This is a genomic window from Amycolatopsis coloradensis (assembly GCF_037997115.1).
Lineage (GTDB): Bacteria > Actinomycetota > Actinomycetes > Mycobacteriales > Pseudonocardiaceae > Amycolatopsis > Amycolatopsis coloradensis_A.
Map to the genome: position 1 here is coordinate 1,985,960 of NZ_CP150484.1, position 21,205 is coordinate 2,007,164.

20 protein-coding genes are annotated in these 21,205 nt (G+C 68.5%); 13 read left to right on the forward strand and 7 right to left on the reverse strand.

The window, feature by feature from the left end:
• Positions 1 to 31 precede the first annotated feature (31 nt).
• Positions 32 to 256, reverse strand: a complete 225-nt coding sequence (locus LCL61_RS09235; protein WP_007033414.1) for a PspC domain-containing protein — start codon at positions 254 to 256, stop codon at positions 32 to 34.
• A 170-nt stretch (positions 257 to 426) separates the two neighbouring features.
• On the opposite strand from LCL61_RS09235, the gene LCL61_RS09240 reads away from it, so the two are divergent.
• From LCL61_RS09240 to LCL61_RS09260, 5 genes are all read left to right on the forward strand, one after another.
• On the forward strand, positions 427 to 1,221 hold the full coding sequence (locus tag LCL61_RS09240; protein WP_340688534.1) for a transporter substrate-binding domain-containing protein: 795 nt from the start codon (positions 427 to 429) through the stop codon (positions 1,219 to 1,221).
• Between the two features lie 78 nt (positions 1,222 to 1,299).
• Positions 1,300 to 1,902, forward strand: coding sequence for a hypothetical protein (locus tag LCL61_RS09245; protein ID WP_340686451.1), 603 nt, complete (start codon positions 1,300 to 1,302; stop codon positions 1,900 to 1,902).
• A 157-nt stretch (positions 1,903 to 2,059) separates the two neighbouring features.
• Positions 2,060 to 2,968: a M23 family metallopeptidase gene (locus tag LCL61_RS09250; protein WP_340686452.1), complete on the forward strand. Its 909-nt coding sequence runs from the start codon at positions 2,060 to 2,062 to the stop codon at positions 2,966 to 2,968.
• Between the two features lie 402 nt (positions 2,969 to 3,370).
• Positions 3,371 to 4,168, forward strand: coding sequence for an alpha/beta hydrolase (locus tag LCL61_RS09255; RefSeq protein ID WP_340686453.1), 798 nt, complete (start codon positions 3,371 to 3,373; stop codon positions 4,166 to 4,168).
• Between the two features lie 8 nt (positions 4,169 to 4,176).
• Positions 4,177 to 4,935 carry an SDR family oxidoreductase gene (locus tag LCL61_RS09260; protein WP_340688535.1) on the forward strand — a complete coding sequence of 253 codons (759 nt, stop codon included), beginning with the start codon at positions 4,177 to 4,179 and terminating at the stop codon, positions 4,933 to 4,935.
• Here LCL61_RS09260 and LCL61_RS09265 read toward each other — a convergent pair.
• Complete coding sequence (locus tag LCL61_RS09265) at positions 4,874 to 6,472, reverse strand: IS1634 family transposase (RefSeq protein ID WP_340686454.1); 1,599 nt, start codon at positions 6,470 to 6,472, stop codon at positions 4,874 to 4,876. The two genes, LCL61_RS09260 and LCL61_RS09265, sit on opposite strands and share 62 nt — an antisense overlap.
• 185 nt (positions 6,473 to 6,657) lie before the next feature.
• Between LCL61_RS09265 and LCL61_RS09270 the strand changes: the two genes are divergently transcribed.
• The 5 genes from LCL61_RS09270 (at position 6,658) to LCL61_RS09290 (ending at position 13,587) form a co-directional block, all read left to right on the forward strand.
• Positions 6,658 to 9,213, forward strand: a complete 2,556-nt coding sequence (locus tag LCL61_RS09270) for a bifunctional FO biosynthesis protein CofGH (protein WP_340688536.1) — start codon at positions 6,658 to 6,660, stop codon at positions 9,211 to 9,213.
• Positions 9,214 to 9,363: 150 nt separating this feature from the next.
• A complete protein-coding gene (locus LCL61_RS09275) occupies positions 9,364 to 10,215 on the forward strand; it encodes a HalD/BesD family halogenase (protein ID WP_340686455.1) in 852 nt (283 codons plus the stop codon).
• A 15-nt stretch (positions 10,216 to 10,230) separates the two neighbouring features.
• Positions 10,231 to 11,079, forward strand: coding sequence for a class I SAM-dependent methyltransferase (locus LCL61_RS09280; RefSeq protein WP_340686456.1), 849 nt, complete (start codon positions 10,231 to 10,233; stop codon positions 11,077 to 11,079).
• Positions 11,076 to 12,857 carry a choline/carnitine O-acyltransferase gene (locus tag LCL61_RS09285; RefSeq protein ID WP_340686457.1) on the forward strand — a complete coding sequence of 594 codons (1,782 nt, stop codon included), beginning with the start codon at positions 11,076 to 11,078 and terminating at the stop codon, positions 12,855 to 12,857. The genes LCL61_RS09280 and LCL61_RS09285 overlap by 4 nt, the downstream gene beginning before the upstream one ends.
• Before the next feature lie 193 nt (positions 12,858 to 13,050).
• The gene (locus LCL61_RS09290; protein WP_340686458.1) at positions 13,051 to 13,587 is read left to right on the forward strand and encodes a DUF4232 domain-containing protein; all 537 of its coding nucleotides are present in this window, start codon (positions 13,051 to 13,053) and stop codon (positions 13,585 to 13,587) included.
• Here the strand turns inward: LCL61_RS09290 and LCL61_RS09295 are convergent.
• From LCL61_RS09295 to LCL61_RS09305, 3 genes are read right to left on the reverse strand one after another with little or no spacing between them, the layout of a single operon-like run.
• Entirely contained in the window at positions 13,577 to 14,239 is a 663-nt protein-coding gene (locus LCL61_RS09295) for a DUF6518 family protein (RefSeq protein ID WP_340686459.1), read from the reverse strand. The genes LCL61_RS09290 and LCL61_RS09295 overlap by 11 nt on opposite strands.
• 28 nt (positions 14,240 to 14,267) lie before the next feature.
• Positions 14,268 to 14,705, reverse strand: a complete 438-nt coding sequence (locus LCL61_RS09300; protein ID WP_340686460.1) for a hypothetical protein — start codon at positions 14,703 to 14,705, stop codon at positions 14,268 to 14,270.
• 15 nt (positions 14,706 to 14,720) lie between these two features.
• Positions 14,721 to 16,058 carry a hypothetical protein gene (locus LCL61_RS09305; RefSeq protein ID WP_340686461.1) on the reverse strand — a complete coding sequence of 446 codons (1,338 nt, stop codon included), beginning with the start codon at positions 16,056 to 16,058 and terminating at the stop codon, positions 14,721 to 14,723.
• Positions 16,059 to 16,158: 100 nt separating this feature from the next.
• On the opposite strand from LCL61_RS09305, the gene LCL61_RS09310 reads away from it, so the two are divergent.
• Positions 16,159 to 17,601 (forward strand): ABC transporter substrate-binding protein, encoded by a 1,443-nt coding sequence (locus tag LCL61_RS09310; RefSeq protein ID WP_340686462.1) that lies wholly within the window; start codon positions 16,159 to 16,161, stop codon positions 17,599 to 17,601.
• On the opposite strand, the gene LCL61_RS09315 is transcribed toward LCL61_RS09310, so the two are convergent.
• Positions 17,581 to 18,480, reverse strand: a complete 900-nt coding sequence (locus LCL61_RS09315) for a LysR family transcriptional regulator (RefSeq protein ID WP_340686463.1) — start codon at positions 18,478 to 18,480, stop codon at positions 17,581 to 17,583. The two genes, LCL61_RS09310 and LCL61_RS09315, sit on opposite strands and share 21 nt — an antisense overlap.
• A gap of 71 nt (positions 18,481 to 18,551) precedes the next feature.
• On the opposite strand from LCL61_RS09315, the gene LCL61_RS09320 reads away from it, so the two are divergent.
• A complete protein-coding gene (locus tag LCL61_RS09320; RefSeq protein WP_340686464.1) occupies positions 18,552 to 19,586 on the forward strand; it encodes an SDR family oxidoreductase in 1,035 nt (344 codons plus the stop codon).
• Positions 19,587 to 19,784: 198 nt separating this feature from the next.
• Here the strand turns inward: LCL61_RS09320 and LCL61_RS09325 are convergent, their stop codons facing one another.
• Positions 19,785 to 20,525 carry an SDR family oxidoreductase gene (locus LCL61_RS09325; protein WP_340686465.1) on the reverse strand — a complete coding sequence of 247 codons (741 nt, stop codon included), beginning with the start codon at positions 20,523 to 20,525 and terminating at the stop codon, positions 19,785 to 19,787.
• Between the two features lie 172 nt (positions 20,526 to 20,697).
• Between LCL61_RS09325 and LCL61_RS09330 the strand changes: the two genes are divergently transcribed.
• Positions 20,698 to 21,123 (forward strand): DUF1508 domain-containing protein, encoded by a 426-nt coding sequence (locus tag LCL61_RS09330; RefSeq protein WP_340686466.1) that lies wholly within the window; start codon positions 20,698 to 20,700, stop codon positions 21,121 to 21,123.
• Positions 21,124 to 21,205 lie beyond the last annotated feature (82 nt).

Genomic DNA, 21,205 nt, shown 5'->3' on the forward strand with positions numbered 1-21,205 from the left:
CTTCGGCCCCCTGCGCGCGGCGTCCGCCCCGTCAGGATTCGCCCGGCTGTTCCGGAGTCAGGAGCCATGCGGCGGCGTAGAGCGGGATCGCGAATCCGGCGGTGAAGAAGACGCCTGCCACGAGGGCGATGCGCAGGATCGCGGCGTCGACGCCGAGGTAGGCGGCCCAGCCGCCGGCGACGCCCGCGAGCATCTTGTCGGTGCGGCTGCGGTAGAGCTTCTTGGTGGCCTGGGGGGTGTACACGCTGTTGGTCATGGGTCAATGTTCGCTCTGGAACGGCCCCGGCACATCGGGGAACGGCCCCGAGCCGACCCTGGAATCCGACCCTGAGAGGCCGGAAAACCGGATGCTGGGGGTACGGCTTCGACATGAAGTTCGCCATGCGCATGGTGCGCCTCGGAGTCCAGGGTGTGGAAAATGCCTTGATGACGATCAAGGCGAAAGTACTCACGTTCGGGGTCGCGGTGCTGACCGTGCTGGGAATCGGCACGGCCGGTGCCGCGCCCGAAGGTCATGGCGCGCGGAGCGGGCTCGACGTCGTCCAGGCTCGCGGCGAGATCCGCGTGTGTTCGACGGGCGACTATCGCCCGTTCACCTATCGCGACGCGGCGGGCGCGTGGAGCGGGATCGACATCGACCTCGCGGGTGACCTCGCGAAGCGGCTCGGTGTCCGGCTCCAACTGGTCCAGACCACATGGAAGGCGATCGCCGACGACGTCGGGCGGAAATGCGATCTGGCGATGGGCGGGGTTTCGGTGACCTTGGACCGCGCGAAGAAGGGCTTCTACAGCCTTCCCTATCTCCGTGACGGCAAGACCCCGATCACCTTGTGCGAGAACGAAAAGCGGTTCCAGACCCTGGAGCAGATCGACCAGCCGGGCGTCCGGGCGATCGTGAACCCGGGCGGCACCAACGAACAGTTCGCCGACGCCAATCTCAAACGCGCGACCATCGTCCGTCATCCGGACAACAACACGATCTTCGCCGAGATCCTGGCGGGCCGGGCGGATCTGATGATCACCGACGCGACCGAAACCCGTTGGCAGGCAAAGCGGAATCCGCGCCTGTGCGCGGTGCATCCCGACGAGCCGTTCACCTTCTCGGAGAAGGCGTACCTGATGCCGCGCGACATCGTGTTCAAGGAATGGACCGACCAGTGGCTGCATCTCGCGCTGAACGACGGCACCTACGCGCGGATCGCGAAACCCTGGCTCGGCTGAAATCGGTTTGAACCACTTCCGTTACCCGGCCGTATCCCTGGTTGTGGGTGAGGAGGAACCAGACCGGAGGAAGCACCGATGATGAACAGTGCCGGGAAACACCGCAAGCGTGCGACGATCGGCATCGCGTCCGTTCTCGGCGTGGCCGCCATCGCCGCGGCGATGTTCGCGATCAGCACTCCGGACGGGCAGGCCGCGGAAAGCTGCCAGGGACTGGACAGCGCCCTCCGGAACAACCTGAACTTCATCGCCGGCCAGCAGGCGGATCCGGACGCGCAGTCCGAGGCGCGGATCGCGAACCGGCAGGCCGTCGTCGACCTCATCCAGCAGCGCCGCGAAGCCGCGGGATGCACCGAGGACGTACAGGCCGCCGAGCAGGGCGACGCCATGGCCGGCGAGGCCGCCGATCAGGGAGCAGCGGCCGCCGGGGAAGGAGAAGTCGTCTGCCAGGGCTCCACGGTGACGCTGTCCGGCGAGGGCGGCGCGCCCGCGGCGTCCAGCGGCCAGTTCCCGGCGGGCACCAAGCTGAAGGTGACGAACCTGGACAACGACAAGTCCACGACCGTCGAGGTCACCGGTGTTTCCGGTAGTTGCGCGCTGCTGAACAACGCGGCCTTCGAGCAGGTCCGCGAACCCGGGAAGTTCCTGATCCGCCGGGCCACCATCGAGCGGGTCGGCTGAGACACCCGCGCCGGGGCGGGGAAGACGCGGACGGTCCCGGTGCGGAGGCGGCACGAGTCCTCCTGGTCCCCTCGGCCAGGAGGGCTCGTGGTCGTTTGTATCTCGCTTGTACGCCCTTTCGGGACGCTTCTCGCGAAACGCCGAGAAAGGACATCCGATGAGATTCAGACGAGTGGTCACGGCGGCCGCCACCGCCTTGCTGGGCATGGCCGGGCTGGCGATCACCGCGACGTCGGCCGAGGCCGCCGTCGGGCCGCGGCCCAACTTCCAGCTCCCGTTCCCCTGCAACCAGGTGTGGAACGGCGACAACGACAACAGCAGCGCGCACCGGGCCTACGAGATCGACTTCAACCGCGGCAGCTCCGCGGGGGCGGACCTCGGCGACACCGTGGTCGCGGCGGCGGCGGGAAAGGTCGTCATCTCGGCGCACCAGGGGTCGGCCAACGGGTTCGGCAACCTGGTGAAGATCGACCACGGTGGGGGGTGGTCGACCTACTACGCGCACCTCAAGGTCCGCTCGGTCGCGCTCAACGCGCAGGTCGCGCAGGGGCAGAAGATCGGCGAGGTCGGCAACACCTCCAAGCCGGGCAACAACATCAGCCCGCACCTGCACTACGAGGTCCGCACCAACGACTCGTCATGGCCCAGCAACATCAAGCCCGCGTACTTCAACGGCGTGAGGTTCGGCTACCCCAACGCCAACGTGACCTCGAAGAACACCTGCAGCGGCAGCGGGAATCCCAACCCGTACGACGCCGTCGAGGTGTGCGGCGACGGCTACAAGGTGATCGACTCGCAGGCGCTCGGCAGCGCCGCGACCGCGTACCTGCTGTACAACGGCACGACCAAGAACAACTGCGTCACCACCATCAAGTCCACCTCGGTCGGCACGGGCAGCGCGGTTTCGGCCTTCCTCGAAGTCCAAGGTTCGGCGAGGAAGACCGACTCCGGCAGCTTCGAGTACTACGCGGGCCCCGTGAGCGCGGCCGCCGGCGCGAAGTGCGTCCGGTGGGGCGGCTCGGCGGGTTCCACCAGCTACGAATCGCCTTTCGAGCACTGCACCTGATCTTCTCCCGAACGCCATGAAAGGCCCCTTCCTTGCAAGTTTCGCAAGGAGCAACACACCCCAGATCGCACCGCAACCAAGCGGCCTTATCCGAAGCAGTCATTCCTAGCAGTTTTTGGTGAGACACCCACTCAATCGCACTGAGCGAGAGCTTGGTTCGTGTCCCGGTCGGTCGCCCGGTCTCCCTGGCGACGAAGAGAAGATTACACGTCCGGAAACCCCCGAAAACAGGGGGGTACCTTAACGGCGTTTACGCAGGTCAGCGGCCATAAACCGGACCGAAGCCGGTGATCGCCCCGCAGGCGGCCGGGGAACCACCCGGCGAACTCCCGGCGAAGAATATTGCTCCGAGTACATTGCACCGTATTGATCCTGATGATTGCTCCGATTAGCGTCGGGCTCATGAGCACTGCGGAACTCGACGGCATCTCCGTCGCTTACGACGACCTCGGCACCGGGTTGCCCGTCGTCCTCGTCCACGGCCACCCCTTCAACCGATCGATGTGGCGGCCCCAGGCCGAGCGCTTCAGCCAGGAGGGTTACCGGGTCATCACGGCGGACCTCCGCGGGTACGGCGAGACAACGGTGGTCCCGGGCAAGACCGGGCTCGACGTCTTCGCCAAGGACATCGTGCGTCTCGCGGATCGGCTCGGCCTCGGGCGCTTCGTCCTCGGCGGCCTCTCCATGGGCGGGCAGATCGTCATGGAGTTCCACCGCACCTACCCCGACCGCGTCGCCGGGCTCCTGCTCGCCGACACCTCTCCCCAAGAAGAGACAGGAGAGGGCAAACGCGTCCGCAACGAGATGGCGGACCGGATCCTCGCGGAGGGACTGAACCCCTACGCGGAGGAAGTCCTGACGAAGATGGTCTCCCCGGAGAACGTCCGCACGATGCCGGACGTGGCGGCGCACGTCCTGGGGATGATGCGCACGACGCCCAAGGAAGGAGCGGCGGCAGCGCTCAGGGGCAGGGCCGAGCGTCCGGACTACCGGGACAGCCTCACTCGCGTAGAAGTGCCGGCCCTGGTCGTGGTCGGGACCGAGGACGAGTTCACGCCGGTCTCGGACGCCGAGCTCATGCACGACCTCATCCCCGGCTCCACCCTGGCGGTGATCGAAGGCGCCGCCCACATGCCTAACCTGGAGCGCGAGGCCGAGTTCAACACCGTGTTCGCACAGTTCTTGAAAGAGATCGAGTGATGCCTTCCATGTCCCAGAAGACCGTTTTCGTGACCGGTGCCAGCGCCGGGTTCGGCGTCGAGATCGTCCGCCGGTTCGCCGCCGACGGCGCCAAGGTCGTCGCGGCCGCGCGGAGTAAGGACCGGCTCGACAAGCTGGCCGTCGAGCTGGGCGAGAACGTCCTCCCCTTCGAGCTCGACGTCCGGGACGCCGACGCGGTGGCCGCGCTCCCCGGCACGCTGCCCGCCGAATTCGCCGAAGTCGACCTGCTGGTCAACAACGCCGGCCTCGCGAAAGGACTCGAACCCGCCCATCGGGCGAAGCTCGACGACTGGGACCAGATGATCGACACGAACATCAGGGGGCTCGCGCACCTCACCCGCGCGTTGCTGCCCGGCATGGTCGAGCGCGGCCGCGGGCACGTGATCAACATCGGGTCGGTCGCGGGCTCCTACCCCTATCCCGGTGGCAACGCCTATGGGGCGACCAAGGCGTTCGTCCACCAGTTCAGCCTGAACCTGCGCGCGGACCTGCAGGGCACCGGCGTCCGGGTGACCAACGTCGAGCCGGGCCTGGTCGGCGGCACGGAGTTCTCCGTCGTCCGGTTCGAGGGTGATCAGAGCAAGGCCGACAACGTCTACAAGGGCACGACGCCGCTGACGGCCGCCGACGTCGCCGAGTCCGTCTTCTGGGCCGCTTCGCAGCCGGAGCACGTGAACATCAACGTCATCGAGTTGATGCCGGTGGTGCAGAGCTTCTCCGCGCTTCATATTCACCGAGAGAGCTAAGACCGAAGAGGTCGAAGAGCGCCTGCTGTTCCGGGCTCCGCTCGGTCAGCAGGCGCCGCGTCCGAGGGCGGCCGCCGGTGGACGGATACCGCAGCACCGTCTCCCCTATCCCCGCGAGGCTGTCCATCAGCTCACGGACCGACAGGTTCATCCCGGCCCGGTCGGCCTCGCGCCGCATGAGGTGGGTGACCGTGGACGCGAGCACCGTGACCAGGGTGTGCACCGCGATCCGATGCGGCGTCCACTCCCAGCGCGGGGCCGGGCCGGTGACGGCGGGACCGGTCAGCCAGCGGAACGTCGAGTCGAGGTGGGTCCGGGCCCGGTACGCGGTGACGACTTCGGACACCGGCCAGTCGTGGTCGGTGACCAGCACCTGCTTGCCGAAGAACTCGTCGTGCAGCCGCGACACGGCGGCATCGTCGACCTTCCAGGTCAGCCGGATCTCCCCCGGCTTCGTCCCCGTCAGGGAAGGGGAGAGCACCCGTTCGACGCGGCGGCCGCGGGTGATCCGCGCGATTTCGGCGTTCACCTGGCCACGGTCACCCCGGTGGACGCCCGAAGCGAGTGCGGCGTCGAGGCCGGCGAGTTCCCGCGTCGCGGTGCCCAGTTCCTCGCCGAACGCGCGGGCCTGCGCGTTGTGCAGGGTCTCCGAATGGGTCAGGATCACGCGCCGGCGCACGCCCGCGACGACGGCTCTGGTGTCGAGAGCGGTCAGCCCGGCAAAGCGCTCCGGGTCGACGGGCTTGCGCGCGGACGGCGGTTTCGCCAGCAGCTCCGGATGCTCCGAAAGAGGCAGCGCGCCGACGAAGTGCCGCCCGAGGTCCAGTTGCGCGGCCTGGCCGGCGGTGAAGACCAGCGTGACGGGGTACAGCGAGCGGAGTCGCTCGGCGAGCGCGGCGAACGGCGGCGCGTCGTCCCTCCGGTACACGTGCGACGCCAGCGGGATCGCGCCGTCCTTGGTCACCACCAGGCCGAGTCCGGCGAGTTCGCAGCGGCAGGGGTCTGCCGTGGTGAAGGTGGCGAACTGCGGGACGTCCACGGCGAGCGCGGCGTCGCCCGTCCCCAGCCAGGAGAGCACCGCGTCGGCGACGGCGGTCTCGATCCCGGCGATCCGTTCGGGCGTGAGACGGTGCAGCGCCCGCCGGTGATTCGGAAGGTCTGCCTGGACGAATTCCCGGGCGACGGACTCACGCCACCAGTCGGCTAACTGCGTTTCGGGCGCTGTCGCCCGGTGCAGAACGGCGAGCGCGAGATGCGTCCCGAGAGTGGTCGCGGCGCGCTGGGCTCCGACGGCTTCGTCGACCCGGCGCACGAAGTCGAGCCGTCGCAGCGTGGCCCACACCGCCGCGACGTCACCGAAGGTCCGGTGACGCGCTTCGCCGGGGGCGGAGACATCGCCCTCCATCGCGCGCCCGATCTCCTCGGCCGTCCCGAGGTAGCGCTGCGACACGACCCTCGGCTCGCCGTCGACCCGCGCGGAGGTGACGAGGTAGTAGTACGTCCGCCCGCCGACCTTCTTGCCGATCACCGAAGCCACACTTTAGGTAATACACTCCGACCCATCGATCGGCAACCAAGATCGCGCCCTGACCAGCGAGAACAGTGATCACACCCACGTGGGTGACGCGGTGGCGGGATGCACACTGGCAGGTGGAGCGAGTCCGGCCATAGCGTGCGGGAATGGCATCCCCTGCTGACGCGAACGCCCCCACCACCTCGGCGATGCGCCGGGCACTCGCCAGGGCGCGCGACGGGAAGACCCTCGACATCACCGAGGCCTCGATCCTGCTCCAGGCGCGCGGCGACGACCTCAAGACGCTGTCCGAGCACGCCTCCCGGGTCCGCGACGCCGGACTCGTCGCGGCAGGCCGTCCGGGCGTGGTCACCTACAGCCGTTCGGTGTTCATCCCGCTGACCCGGCTGTGCCGGGACCGATGCGGCTACTGCACCTTCGCGACCGTGCCCGGCCGCGTCGAATCGCCGTTCCTCTCCCCCGACGAGGTCCTCGACATCGCTCGCAAGGGTGCCGAAATGGGGGTCAAGGAAGCGCTGTTCACCCTCGGCGACCGTCCGGAGGACCGCTGGAAGGCGGCGAAGGACTGGCTCGACGCGCACGGCTACGACGACACGCTGTCCTACGTCCGGGCGATGGCGATCCGGGTTCTCGAGGAGACGGGTGTCCTGCCGCACCTCAACCCGGGCGTGCTGAGCTGGCAGGACTTCCAGCGGCTCAAGCCGGTTTCGGCGTCCATGGGCATGATGCTGGAGACGACGGCGAAGCGGCTGTACACGGAGAAGGGCGGCCCGCACTACGGCTCGCCCGACAAGGACCCCGACGTGCGCCTGCGGGTGTTGGAGGACGCCGGGCGCAGTTCGGTGCCGTTCACCACGGGGATCCTGATCGGCATCGGCGAGAACTTCGAGGAACGCGCCGACTCGCTGTTCGCGATCCGCAAGGTCGCGAAGACCTACGGCGGCATTCAAGAGGTCATCGTCCAGAACTTCCGCGCGAAGCCGGACACGAAGATGCGCGCGACCCCGGACGCCGATCTCGAAGAACTCGCCGCGACCATCGCCGTCGCGCGGCTCGTGCTCGGGCCGCGGATGCGGATCCAGGCGCCACCGAACCTGATCGGCCAGCAGTACGAACTGATGCTGAACGCGGGTATCGACGACTGGGGCGGCGTCTCGCCGCTGACCCCCGACCACGTGAACCCCGAACGCGCGTGGCCGCAGATCGACGAGCTCAAACGCCGCACCGAGGCGCTCGGCTTCACCGTGCGCGAGCGGTTGCCGATCTACCCGGAGTACGTCAAGGCCGGCGAGCCGTGGCTGGACCCGCGGATGAACGCGCATCTCGCGCCGCTGACCGACACCGAGACCGGGCTCGCCATCGAGGAGGCGATCCCGGTGGGCATCCCGTGGCAGGAGCCGGACGGCGGCTGGAAGGAGGCCGGGCGTACCGATCTGCACGTCGAGGTCGACACCGTCGGGCGCACGGAAGACCGCCGCAGCGACTTCGACTCGGTCTACGGCGACTGGGCCGAGATCAAGGGCAACATCAAGACCGGGCCGCAGCGGTTCGACACCGACATTCGAGATGCCTTGCGCAGCGCGGAAAAGAACCCCGCCGGACTTTCTGACGACGAGGCTCTGGCGTTGCTGCACGCCGACGGGCCGGAGCTCGACGCCTTCACCAAGATCGCCGACGACCTGCGTCGCGAGGTGAACGGCGACGACGTCACCTTCGTCGTCACGCGGAACATCAATTTCACCAACGTCTGTTACACCGGCTGCCGGTTCTGCGCGTTCGCCCAGCGGCGCACCGACGCGGACGCGTACACGCTTTCGCTGGAGCAGGTCGGTGACCGGGTCGACGAGGCGTGGGCCGCGGGCGCGACCGAGATCTGCATGCAGGGCGGCATCCACCCGGATCTGCCGGGCACGGCGTACTTCGACCTCGCGGCGGAGGTGAAACGCCGTCAGCCGGACATCCACCTGCACTCGTATTCGCCGATGGAGGTCGTCAACGGCGCTTCGCGAACGAACCTCTCGATCGAGGACTGGCTGGCCCGCGCGAAGGAGGCCGGTGTCGATTCGCTGCCGGGCACGGCCGCCGAGATCCTCGACGACGACGTGCGCTGGGTGCTGACGAAGGGCAAGCTGCCGACGTCGGAGTGGATCAACGTCGTCACCACCGCGCACAAACTCGGCATCACCACGACGTCGACGATGATGTACGGCCACGTCGACACGCCGGCGCACTGGGTCGGGCACCTGAAGCTGCTGGCGAAACTGCAGCGGGAGGGCCTGGAGCGCAACGGGCGGCGCGGGTTCAGCGAGTTCGTACTGCTGCCGTTCATCCACCAGAGTTCCCCGATCTACCTCGCCGGGCTCGCCAGGGCCGGGACGACGCTGCGCGAGAACCGCGCGGTGCACGCGCTGTCCCGGTTGCTGCTGCACGGGATGATCGACAACATCCAGAGTTCGTGGGTGAAACTCGGTGAGGAAGGCAGCCGCGCCGTGCTCCAGGGCGGGGTCAACGACATCGGCGGGACGCTGATGGAGGAGACGATCAGCCGGATGGCGGGGGCGGCCAACGGGTCGTACAAGACGATCAGCGACATGCGCGCGATGGTCGAACCGCTGGGCCGTCCGCTGCGCCAGCGGACCACGGAGTACGGCACGCCGACGGCCGAGCGGATCGCCGCGGCCCAGGCGTCCGACGGCGTCGCGACGGCGGTGCGGCGGCCGCTGTTGCCGCTTGTCACCAGCTGACGAAAAGTCATTGACGGCCCCCTTACCCGCGTACGACCGCGAGCAAGGGGGCCGTCACGTTCCGTGTGGCACCGCTCACAAGGCGCGGGAGCCGCGGGCGTTTTCTGTGCTAAACCCGAGAATCACTTCCGGGCAGCCGAGAGGACGTCGATGACCGCGAGCGCAGTCCAGGTGGCCGATACCGCCCGCTATCCGTTGTCCGAACCGGGAAGCCCCGCGTGGCGCGAAATCGTTTCCCGGACCCGCGCCGAACTGCGGGAAACGGGCTGCAGTGTGCTGGCCGACTTCATCCGTCCGGAGTTGCGTGACGTCCTTCGCGACGAAGGCGCGAAGATCGCTCCGGAGGCGTACGCGAAAGTCGAACGCGTCAACGCCTACAACATCGCCATCGACACTCCGCTGCCGCAGGACCATCCCGGCCGCACGATCATGGAACGCGGCAACGCCTTCGTGGCGCGCGACCAGATCCCGGCGACCGCGGTGATCCAGCAGCTGTACTCGAGCCGGGAGTTCCAGCGGTTCGTCGCCGACTGCTTCGAACTCCCCGAGCTGCACGAACTCGCCGATCCGCTGTCCGGCCTGGTGCTCAACGTGATCGAGCCGGGCCGCTCGCATCCGTGGCATTTCGACACCAACGAGTACACGGTCAGCATGCTCACCCAGGAGGCGGCCGACGGCGGTGTCTTCGAATACTGCCCGAACATCCGCTCCGAAACGGCGGAGAACTTCGACGACGTCCGCGCCGTGCTGGCGGGCGAAGGTGATCATCTGATCAAGCGGCTCACTCTGCGTCCTGGCGATCTTCAGCTGTTTCGCGGACGCTTCGCGCTGCACCGGGTGAGTAGTGTTCAAGGGGCAGTCGCCCGCCATTCCGCGATCTTCGCGTACAGCGAGCGTCCTGGGGTCATCGGCAGTCCGGAACGGACGCGACAGCTGTTCGGCCGGGTCCTGCCGGAACACGTCGCTTCGGCGGCGGTCCGGGGCGATCAGCTGCTCGACTAAGTCAGGAGCTTGGCCGTGCCTTTCGATTCGACCGGCAAGATCTCTTTCGACCACATCTACACCGAGCCCGATCCCCGTGCGTTCTTCGGTACCCTGCGACCTCTGGACTACGACATCCCGCAGCAGGCGAAGGCCTACTTCGCGAAACTGATCGACGAGTACCGCGCGGAAGCCGACGTCAAAGTCCCGACGGTGCTCGACCTCGGCTGTTCCTACGGCGTCAACGCGGCGCTGCATCGCTGTGACATCTCGATGGACCGGCTGTACGACCACTACCGGGACGGCGAGTCGCTGAGCCGGGACGAGCTGATCGCGCGCGATCGCCGGATGGTCGAGAAGCTCGCCGTCGGCGACGGTGTCCGCTTCATCGGCCTCGACGCCTCCGCGCCCGCATTGGACTACGCGCTCGCCGCGGGCTTCATCGACGACGCGATCCACGCGGATCTGGAGAGCGAAGACCCGACAGCGGAGCAGCGCGCGCTGCTGGCCGACGTCGACATCGTCATCTCGACCGGCTGCGTCGGCTACGTCACCGAGAAGACCCTCGTCCGGATCGCGCGGGAAAACCGGCCTTGGATGGCACATTTCGTCCTCCGGATGTTCTCCTACGGGCCGGTCGCCGAGAGCCTCGCCGAATTCGAGTACGAGACGACCGGGGTCGACGGCCTCTTCCGGCAGCGGAGATTCGCTTCGGCCGGGGAACAGTCGCAGATCTTGGACAATCTTTCCGTCGCGGGCGTCGACCCGCGTGGGCTGGAAGCCGACGGCCGGCTGTACGCGCGGCTGTTCGTCTCCCGGCCGAACGGCGCGGCGGGCGAGCTCGCCTCCGCGCTGAACGCCCTTCCCCTTCGAGATCAAGGATGATCGTGAGCAGTCCGGAACCGTCCACCCGCACGTTCGGCAACGAGGACATCCTGCCGCGGGTCCCCGTCCCAAGCCTGGACGACACCTGCCGCCGGTTTCTCGAGTGGTGCTCGCCGCTGCTCACCCCCGGGGAGCTCGCGGAGACCGAAGGCGCCGTCGCCGAGTTCCTCGCGGAAGGAAGCCCGGCGCACGAACTGCAGAGCGCGCTCGAGGCCTACGACAAGCGGGAAGGCGTCCGCAGCTGGCTCGACACCTTCTGGCCGTACCGCTACCTCGGCCGCCGCGACCGGATCGCGCTCAACGCGAACTTCTTCTTCCTGTTCACCGAATCCCCGCTGGGACAGCTGGAGCGCGCGGCCGAACTGGCCGCGTCGGCGGTGGACTACAAGCTGAAGCTGGACGAGGAACTGGTGCCGCCGATCGTGCTGCGCGGGCAGCCGCAGTCGATGGTGCAGCACAAGTACCTGTTCTCGGCGACGCGGATCCCCGGCGCCGTGCAGGACACCGCGCGCACGCCGTACCGCGAGGACTGGCCGGGGCCGTCGAGGGCGCGGCATATCGTGGTCTTCCACCGAGACACCCCGTTCCGGATGGACGTCATCGCGCCGGACGGCCGCCCGTACTCCCCCGAACAGCTGGTCGCGGGCCTGCAGGTGATCGTCAAGTCGGGGAACTTCATCGAAGACCCGCGGACCGCCGCCGGGCATTTCACCACCAAGGCCAGGGCGGAGTGGGCGGCGACGCGGGAAGCGCTGCTCGCCGCCGGGAACGCGTCCGCGCTCGACGACATCGAGACGGCGTTGTTCTGCCTGTGCCTGGAGGATTTCACGCCGGCGAACACGCGGGAGGCGTGCGACAACCTGCTGCACGGCGACAGCGGGAACCGCTGGTTCGACAAGGCCGTTTCGCTGATCGTCTTCGAGAACGGCACGGCGGGGATCAACGTCGAGCACTGTGAACTGGACGGGACCACGATCCTCGGGTTCACCGACGCGCTGCTGAGCGGAACGCGGCTGGAGCGGCCGCCCGCCGACGGCGTCCCGGCGTCCGAGGTCATCGAGTTCGTCCTGGGTGAGGCGCTGCGCGAGGACGCCCGCGCCGCTGCCGCGTCCTTCGCCGAGTACGCCGAGGCGACCGCTACGAAGACGGTGTCCTTCACCGACTTCGGCGCGAAGCGGGCGAAGGAGCTGGGGATGTCCCCGGACGCCTTCGCGCAGATGGCGTACCAGCTCGCGCACAAGCGGGCGAAGGGGATCACCGGCGCGACGTACGAGTCGATCGCGACGCGGCAGTACCAGAACGGGCGCACCGAAGCGATGCGCGTGGTGACGCCCGAGGTGCAGTGGTTCGTCCAGGTGATGGACGACCCGCAGGCTGACCGGCAGACGCGCCAAGCGGCCTTCCGCGCGGCGGCCGCGAAGCACGTCACGCGGGCGAAGGAGTGTCAGGCGGGTGACGCGCCGGAGCAGCACCTGTGGGAGTTGCAGCTGATCCAGAAGCGGCGCGGCGTCGAGGACTCTCCGGCGCTGTACTCGTCACCCGGCTGGTTGAAGATGCGCGACGACTACCTGAGCACCAGCTCGGCGCCGTCGGTGAACATCCAGTACTTCGGCTTCGGGTCGACCAGCCCGCAGTGCATCGGTGTAGCGTACGTGCTGCTGCCGGAGTCGTTGAATCTGTACCTGTGCACGCCGAGGCACGTGGCACACGAGATGGAGCTGTTCGCGACCGAACTGGCCAACGCCATGCGCGAGTTACAGGAGTTGCTGGCTTCTTGAGGGCTAAGGCAAACCATGGCGTGTCCGTGAAGGCCTCCTTGCCTACCCTGACGGTAGTGAAGGAGGCCTTCACTACCCATTCGGCGTTGGAGGCGCTGAGCGTCCCCAACGCCACATTGGGGACCCCCCCGCCCCAACGTCGAACCCAGATGTAGGTGAAGGGGGCCTTCACCTACATCGATAGGGTTCCGGCGTGCTGGGGAAACTGGGGTTGCTGGGCGGACTACTGCTCTTCGTGGCGGGGTGCACTGAGCCCCCGGCGCCGGTCCCTCAGCCCGTGCCCACGCCGGTGCCGGGCACCGTCGAACCGGCGGGCTGTCTCGGCACCGGGGTGACGGTGCAATCCGGGCCGGTCGAGGCCGCGCTGGGCCATCGCGCGATCGTGCTCACCCTCACCAACTGCGGCACGACACCGCGCACGATCACCGGCTATCCCGAAGTCCGCTTGCTGGACAAGGAAAAACGGCCGATGGCGGTCGAGGTCGAGCACGGGACCTCGTACATGGCGATCGATCCCGGTGTCAGCGCGCAGACCGTTCAGCCCGGCGGGACGCTGCTCTCGGTCGTCTCGTGGTCGAACACCGTCACCGTGGGTTCGCCGGAAGCGGGCGCCTACGTGACGGTCGCGGCCGCGAAGGGTGACCCGGAGCAGCGGATCACGGTCGACACCGACCTCGGGACCACGGGCAAGCTGACGCTGACGGCTTGGAACCCGAAGCTCAAAAACTGAGGTTGCCGAACAAGCCCTCGAAGAAATCCGGCGCCGACACGACCACGAGACCGGCAAGTCCCATCGGCAGGGCGGCCAGGGCGACCTGGGCGGCCTGCCGGCGCGAGCGGATTCCCCGCCAAGCCACGAAGGCGATCGCGAGGGCCGTCACGACCGCCAAGGTTCCGACTCCGGACCGGTCGGACCGCCGGACGAGGTCGGCGACCAGCAGACCCACGACCGCCGCGGTGGCCACGGTGCCGCGCCGGTCGGTCCGCCCCACGGCATCGAGCAGAAGTCCGGCGACGAGGCCACCGGCAACAGCCAGACCACACCACAGTACGAGCGTCGGCAGGTCGATCCGGTAGGGCATGCCCGCGTACTTGACGCCGTACATCACCGCCTTGCCGAGATAGAACGCGAGTACCGCCGCGATCAGCGCGCAAACCGCTCGAACCACTGCCCGACGCCTCGGCATCCCGGGGACGACGGCGACGATCAGCACGATCCAAAGGGTGAAGCTGTGCGCCAGTGGCCGAAGCGGCTCGCTGTAGTAGGCGTAGGCGCCGACAGCACCGGACACCGCACCGGCCGCGATCACCGCCACATCGGAGAATCCGAAGTGACCGGACGCGTGCTCACCCGCAGGATCGTTCCCCACCTCGGCCGACATCGTTCCCCTCGTTCGCGAACTCAGCCCGCTACATCGTCGTCGACCTCAAGAAGGCCTGTTCGGAGCCGTCGACCACGAAAGCGGTCCGCGACTTGGTGGTCGTGGGCAGCTCGCAGGAGAGCCACGCCACGCCGGGTGTCAGAAGCCCCTTCAGCTGTTTCGGCACCTCCGGGACCCCGGCCCCGCACTTGAGATCGCTGATCACCTTCGACACGGCCGCGGGCCGAAGCTTCACCACGGCGGACAGCCGGAGGTCGGACGGCCCGGGTGCCTCGATCCGGCCCTCGGAGGTGCCCATCCTCTCCTCGACCCAGGACGCTTCGACGATCTCGCCGACGTCGGGGAAGTCCTCGGCGACCGGCGCCGGATCGGTGCGGACGGCCATTTCCTCCGGCCGTGCCGGGGCACAGGCCGCGATCAGCACTACCGCGGCCGTGATCCCCCACGTCTTCCCCATGGTGCGCATGGGGAACATCTTCCCTCAGGCGGTGAGCTTCAGGATGTCGATTCCGCGAGTGTTGTCGGCGACATAGACGTAACCCTTGTGCCAGTAGGGCGCCCACGCGCTGGCGTCCGCCGGGCGGAAGTAGGCGATCTGCTTCGGGTCGGTCGGGTCGCTGACGTCGAGGAATCGCGTGCCCTGCGCGTAGAACGACTGCACGAGGACCTTGCCGCGGATGTCGAAGTAGTGCGCGGAGCAGTCACCCGACGCCGGGTCGCTGCCTTCCTGCCCGGCGACGCTCCAGGTGCCGACGGACTGGAGGCGGAACGGCTTCTCCGGCGTCGAGCGCCAGCCCTCGCCGTGGTACGAGTTCTTCAGCGACGAGATCGTCAGCACGCCGTCACCGGCGCAGCCGTCGAGGAAGCTTTCTTCGGTGGCATAGATCAGGTCTCGGCCGTGCCAGCGGTTCGAGTCGGCGCCGTCGGCCGAGCGGTGTCCCGCCGGGTGGAAGCTGTTGTGCATGAACTTCGACGGCGCCGCCGTCTCCTCGATCCCGCCGCCCGCGTAAGGCACCGGGTCGAACGCGGTCGCGCGGCGGACCTTCCCCTGCACGGGATCGCGGTGGTGGCCGTTGGTCCAGTAACCGCGGACGCCGCCTCGTCCGGACACCCACGCCACGCCCTCGGCGTCGACCTGGACGTCGTGCACGTAGTCGGTCTTGCCGTCGTTGCGCGCGAGTTCGATCGGGTTCGGGAACGTCTTGGGGTTGCGCGGGTCGCGGATGTCGGTCACCCAGATCGGGCGGCCGCCCCATTCCGCGGGCTGGTTCGCGGCCTTCGCGGGACCGCCGGTCCACAGATACCGGCAGTCGTCGACGCAGCTGGTCGTGTGGCCGGCGGGCACCTTGGTGTAGCTCAGGATGGCCGGTTTGTCCGGGTTCTTCAGGTCGATGATGTAGATACCGGACTCGCCGGTCTGCGTGGTACCGCCGTAGGCCCGCGGGTCGCGCGCGAGGAAGACGAGCTTGCGCTTGACGTCGACCTCGGTGTCCTCGGTCTCCCACAGACCGGGAAGGCTGACTTCACCGATCAGCTTCGGCGCGGTGGGGTTCTTCGTGAGGTCGTAGACCTTCAGGCCGAACTCGCCGGAAACCGCCATGACGTCACGTTTGCCGTACTGCAGGAACCCCATGGCGATGGCGCCTTGCGCGTCGGGCACGTTGCCGACGGCCTTGACGTTCTTCACCGCGCCGGGGGCACCCGCGACCCGGACCTTCTCACCGGCCGGTTTGTCCTCCTCGCCGCAGGCCGCGGCGGGCAGACCGGTGGCGATCAGGGTCGCGGTGACCGTGGCGAGCGCCAGGCACGAACGGAGCAACCAGTTTCCTCGCACAGAAACCTCCCAGGCTGGTTCCTGCACCTTATGATCGCCACTTTGCCCGCACAACCGCCAATGGTCGGTGTGGGACTGCTATGACATGACCATGCGCTTGCGTCTTCTGGTCCCGCTCCTGGCCGCCGCCCTGGTCGCGGCGGGCTGCTCGGAATCCGGCGAACCGCCCGCACCGGACGTTCTTCGCGTGGGCCTGGCCGCCCCGGCGACCCTGCTGCCCGCGGACGTCCGCGACCAGTCCGGGCGGATGCTCGCCGGCGCGCTGTGGACGCCGCTGGCCGATTACGACCCCGCGACAGGACGGTCGACGCCGCGTGCGGCCGAAGCGTTCACCAGCTCCGATCGGATCACGTGGACGGTGAAGCTCAAGGACGGCGGGAAGTTCCACGATGGCACCCCGGTGACCGCGCAGTCCTATGTGGACACCTGGAAGACGATCGGCGCGGAACAGTGGCAGGCGTCGCGGGTGATCAAGGATCTCTTGCGGGCCAAGGAGATCACCGCGCCGGATCCGCTGACCATCCGGCTCGTGCTCGACCGGCCATCCGGTCAGGTTCCCGCCCTGCTCTCCTCGCCCGCGCTGGTCCCGTTGCCCGCGTCGGCACTGACTTCCCGTGATTGGAACGGTTTCGCGCAGCGTCCCGTCGGCAACGGGCCCTTCCGGCTGGACGGCCCGTGGCAGCCGTCGGGCGGCAAACTGATCCGCGTGGCGGACGCGCCGGGCAAGGCGCGCGTGATCGAACTCAAGACCGGCGACGCGGCGGCGCAGTACGACGAGGTCAAGGCCGGGAAACTCGACCTCTCCACATTCGTCCCCGGCGATCGCCACGAAGCCATGCACGCCGATTTCGCGCAGCGGCACGTGATGTGGGCCCTGCCCACCGTCGCCTACCTCGGGTTTCCCCTGACCGCACAGCACTTCTCCGACGCGACCGTCCGGCACGGCTTCGCGCTCGGGATCGACCGCGCGGCGCTGGAGGCCGGCGTCCTCGGCAAGCAGGTGGACCCGGCGAAATCGCTGCTGCCGCCCGCCGTCGCGCCGGGCGAGCGCAGCAGCACCTGCCGTCCCTGCACGTTCGACGCCGGGGCCGGGAAATCCCTGCTGTCCCAGGCGGAGTTCCCGGCCACACCCGTCCAATTCGGACAGTCGCAGGCGAGCTGGCTGCGTCCGCTCGCGGAGCAGGTCGGCGCGGCGGTCGGCGTCCCGCTCGCCGCGGAGCCCGGACAGGGACCGTTCGCGATCGACGTGGCCCTGATGACGCCGAGCCCGCAGGAGGTGCTGGCCAAGCTCGCGAAGGCGACCGGATATCAGAGCGACGGGTTCGCCGACCTGCTGAAATCGGCCGAGGAGACCGAAGCAGGCGAGAGCGGCGAGGTCTACCGGCTGGTGGAGAACCAGTTGCTCCGGGATCTCCCGGTCGTGCCGCTGTGGTCGGGACACGGGCACGCCGTTTGGGCGGACAGGGTGGGCGACGTCAAGGCGACGGCGTTCGGCGGGGTGGACCTGTCAGGCGCCTCCGTGCGGTGACCCGAGCGTGCACTCGCCCGCGACGACGTCGATGAAGGCCGAGGTCAGCGGGTCGGGGGTGCCGCGGCAATAGGCGGCGAGCGTGCGCCGGATCGACGGTTCGGGCCGCAGGACGCGGCCGTGGAAGCCTGCGGGCAGGACGTTGGCCGGGACCAGCGCGGGACCGAGCCCCGCCGCCGCGAGTGCCGGGGCCGCCGCGCTCTGTTCGGTCCGGACCGCCGCCCTCGGCTGGAACCCCGCCGCGGCGCACGCCTGGTCGACGAGGTCGGCGAGGCCGTTGCCCGGCGCGTAGTGCACCCACGCGCAGTCGGCGAGGGTCGCCAGATCGACGACGCCGGTGCCGTCGTCCTCGCGCGGCCCGTCGATCGGCAGGACCACGACGAACTCCTCGGCACCGATTTCGCGGACCGGCCCCTCCCAAGCCTGCGGGACCGGGCCGACCGCGACGTCGGCCTCCCCCGCCGCCATGGCCTCCCGGAGCTCGTCCGCGTGCCGGAACTCCACCAGCCGCACGTCGACCTCCGGCCGCTCCCGGCGCCAGACCCGCAACGCCGCGGGCAGGACCCCGATGCCGACCGAGTAGACCGTCGCGATCTGGAGTTCCCCGGCCTCCAGCCCGGACGCCTGCCGGGCCGCGCACCGCGCGCGTTCGGCGTCGGCGAGGGTGGCGCGGGCGTGCGGCAGCATGGCGCGGCCCATCGGGGTGAGCCGGACGCTGCGCGGCAGCCGTTCGAGCAGCGGGCCGCCGACGCCCTTCTCCAGCGCGCGCACCTGATGCGACAGCGCGGGCTGCGTCACGTGCAGCAACTCGGCGGCCTTGGTGAACGAGCCGGTGTCGACGACGGTCACCAGGTACTCGAGTTGCCGCAAGCTTGTCATGAAGAGAGTTTATCGGAACAGTGATATCTATGCCTTGGACTTATCTCTATCGCGGGTCCAGGCTTGAAGACATGAACGAAGAACGCAAGGTCGCCCTGGTCGCCGGGGCCAACGGGGTCATCGGCAAGAACCTGATCGAACACCTGGAGACCCTGCCCGGCTGGCGTGTCATCGGCCTGTCGCGCCGCGGCGGCCCGGGCCAGATCGCGGTCGACCTGCTCGACGCGGACGACACTCGCGCGAAGCTCGGCGGCCTGGACGACGTCACGCACGTGTTCTACGCGGCCTATGTCGACAAGCCGACGTGGGCCGAACTGGTCGCGCCGAACCTGGCGATGCTGACCAACCTCGTCGACGCGATCGAACCCGCCGCGCCCGGACTGCGCCACATCAGTCTCATGCAGGGCTACAAGGTCTACGGCGCCCACCTCGGCCCGTTCAAGACCCCGGCGCGCGAAGACGACGCCGGGCATATGCCGCCCGAGTTCAATGTGGACCAGCAGGAGTTCCTGGACAAGCGGCAGGCCGGGAAATCCTGGACGTGGTCGGCGATCCGGCCGTCGGTGGTCGGCGGCACCGCGCTGGGCAACCCGATGAACCTCGCGCTGGCCATCGCGGTCTACGCGTCGATCTCGAAGGAACTCGGCCTGCCGCTGCGCTTCCCCGGCAAACCCGGCGCGTACGACAGCCTCCTGGAGATGACCGACGCCGGGCTGCTGGCGAAGGCCACCGTGTGGGCCACCGGTTCGGAGAACGAGGCGTACAACATCGCGAACGGAGACCTGTTCCGGTGGAGCGACCTCTGGCCGCGGATCGCGCGGTACTTCGACCTGGAGGTGGCGCCGCCGCTGCCGATGTCGCTGGACGTCGTCATGGCGGACAAGGAAGAACTCTGGACGTCGATCGCCGCGAAGTACGGCCTCGACGTGCCCTACAGCGCCGTTTCTTCGTCGTGGGGCTTCGCGGACTTCGTGTTCGGCTGGGACTACGACATGTTCGCGGACGGCTCGAAGGCCCGGCGGGCCGGTTTCCACGAATACACCGAGACCTCGGCGATGTTCTTCCGGCTGTTCGACGAGTTCCGGAAGGCGAAGGTGATCCCGTGAGGGCCTAGGGCTTCCGGGGGTGATCGCCGGCCAAGCGCGTGTCGCGAAAGCCACTTTCGCGACGTCAGATGTCCCGAAAGTGGCTTTCGCGACACGCGCTCCACTTCGGACCAGGAGAGGCCGGGGCGAAGGACGCTTTCCCCGCATCCGACGCGACGAAAGCGCCCTTCACCGCGTGAGATGCGGGGAAAGTCCCCTTCAGCCCCGCCCGATGTACGGCATCGCGGTCGCCGTGACGGTCAGGAACTGGACGTTCGCGTCCAGCGGCAGCCCGGCCATGTACAGCACGGCGTCCGCGACGTGCCGGGCGTCGAAGGTCGGCTCGGCCTTGACGCTGCCGTCGGCCTGCGGGATCCCGTCGGCCATCCGCAGGGTCATCTCGGTGGCGGCGTTGCCGATGTCGATCTGTCCACAAGCGACGTTCCAGGCCCGCCCGTCGAGGGAGATCGACTTCGTCAGCCCGGTCACCGCGTGTTTCGTCGCGGTGTAGGCGACGGACGCGGGGCGCGGGGCGTGCGCGGAGATCGAACCGTTGTTGATGATCCGCCCGCCGCGCGGGTCCTGCGCCTTCATCAGCCGCACGGCCTGCTGCGCGCACAGGAACATCCCGGTCAGGTTGGTGTCGACGGCGCGTTTCCAGTCCGTGAAGGACAGTTCGTCGACGGTCCCGCCCACCGAAACACCCGCGTTGTTCACCAGGAGATCCAGCCGCCCCCATTCCGCACGGACGGTCTCGAACAACGCGGCGACGGACTCCGGGTCGGCGACGTCGGTGGGCACCGGGAGCGCGTCCGCGGCGCCGTCGGCGGTCTCGACCAGCGCGTCCGCGCGGCGGCCGGCGAGGGCGACCCGGTAACCGGCGCCGAGTAACGCGCGGGAGATCTCCCTGCCGAGCCCTGAACCCGCCCCGGTGACGACCGCGGTCCTGCCGTTGCCCATCGAACCTCCTCGCAGACCGTGCCGGACCGATCCGGCTCGGTGATTGTTTTCCGGTTACCCGCGTCCGTTCAGGCTAGCGCGCCGCCGCCGGAGAGAAAACGTTCACCCGGCGGCCGTCGCGCCTTAAGCGAAACCGGTAACCCCTTCACCACATCGAGGCGATTCACGGAATGTGACCAGGGGGAATTCAGCACCGAAGAATCCACGCTTTCAACTCGTCCAGACCGGCGAACAGACCATCCGATGGCGGCTGCTCGGCGGCAACAACGTGTCGCTGGGTTCGGCGCCTGGCGACTATCCGCGAGCCGAGGAATGCCTAGCCGCGATCGCCTGGCTCAGCACCCATGTTTCCGAGCTGACCAGCGATTTCAGTCATCTCAGCGGCGGGCGCTGGCGCTGGCGCCTGCATCGGGAAGACCGCATCGTCGCGATCGCCAGCCATGCCTACGGGCGGCGTATCGAGGCGCAACGCGGCCTCGACCGATTCCGCTCGGCCACCACCGAGGCGTCCATCGGCGAAGGGATCGAGACCATCGCCGATTGGCGCCGGAAATACCGTCGCGATTCCGGCGGTATTTCACCGAATCGTTCTCCGTGACGGCCGCTCACGGAAAGTGCGTTCCCCGGAGATTAACCACCAGGACGTCGGGCGGGAACGCGAAGCACCGTCGTCGGACAGT

Bases quoted from the DNA above. Each gene is read 5' to 3' on its own strand.
- LCL61_RS09235 (WP_007033414.1), bottom strand. From the start codon at position 256: ATGACCAACAGCGTGTACACCCCCCAGGCCACCAAGAAGCTCTACCGC.
- LCL61_RS09240 (WP_340688534.1), top strand. From the start codon at position 427: ATGACGATCAAGGCGAAAGTACTCACGTTCGGGGTCGCGGTGCTGACC.
- LCL61_RS09245 (WP_340686451.1), top strand. From the start codon at position 1,300: ATGATGAACAGTGCCGGGAAACACCGCAAGCGTGCGACGATCGGCATC.
- LCL61_RS09250 (WP_340686452.1), top strand. From the start codon at position 2,060: ATGAGATTCAGACGAGTGGTCACGGCGGCCGCCACCGCCTTGCTGGGC.
- LCL61_RS09255 (WP_340686453.1), top strand. From the start codon at position 3,371: ATGAGCACTGCGGAACTCGACGGCATCTCCGTCGCTTACGACGACCTC.
- LCL61_RS09260 (WP_340688535.1), top strand. From the start codon at position 4,177: ATGTCCCAGAAGACCGTTTTCGTGACCGGTGCCAGCGCCGGGTTCGGC.
- LCL61_RS09270 (WP_340688536.1), top strand. From the start codon at position 6,658: ATGCGCCGGGCACTCGCCAGGGCGCGCGACGGGAAGACCCTCGACATC.
- LCL61_RS09275 (WP_340686455.1), top strand. From the start codon at position 9,364: ATGACCGCGAGCGCAGTCCAGGTGGCCGATACCGCCCGCTATCCGTTG.
- LCL61_RS09285 (WP_340686457.1), top strand. From the start codon at position 11,076: ATGATCGTGAGCAGTCCGGAACCGTCCACCCGCACGTTCGGCAACGAG.
- LCL61_RS09295 (WP_340686459.1), bottom strand. From the start codon at position 14,239: ATGTCGGCCGAGGTGGGGAACGATCCTGCGGGTGAGCACGCGTCCGGT.
- LCL61_RS09300 (WP_340686460.1), bottom strand. From the start codon at position 14,705: ATGCGCACCATGGGGAAGACGTGGGGGATCACGGCCGCGGTAGTGCTG.
- LCL61_RS09310 (WP_340686462.1), top strand. From the start codon at position 16,159: ATGACCATGCGCTTGCGTCTTCTGGTCCCGCTCCTGGCCGCCGCCCTG.
- LCL61_RS09315 (WP_340686463.1), bottom strand. From the start codon at position 18,480: ATGACAAGCTTGCGGCAACTCGAGTACCTGGTGACCGTCGTCGACACC.
- LCL61_RS09320 (WP_340686464.1), top strand. From the start codon at position 18,552: ATGAACGAAGAACGCAAGGTCGCCCTGGTCGCCGGGGCCAACGGGGTC.
- LCL61_RS09325 (WP_340686465.1), bottom strand. From the start codon at position 20,525: ATGGGCAACGGCAGGACCGCGGTCGTCACCGGGGCGGGTTCAGGGCTC.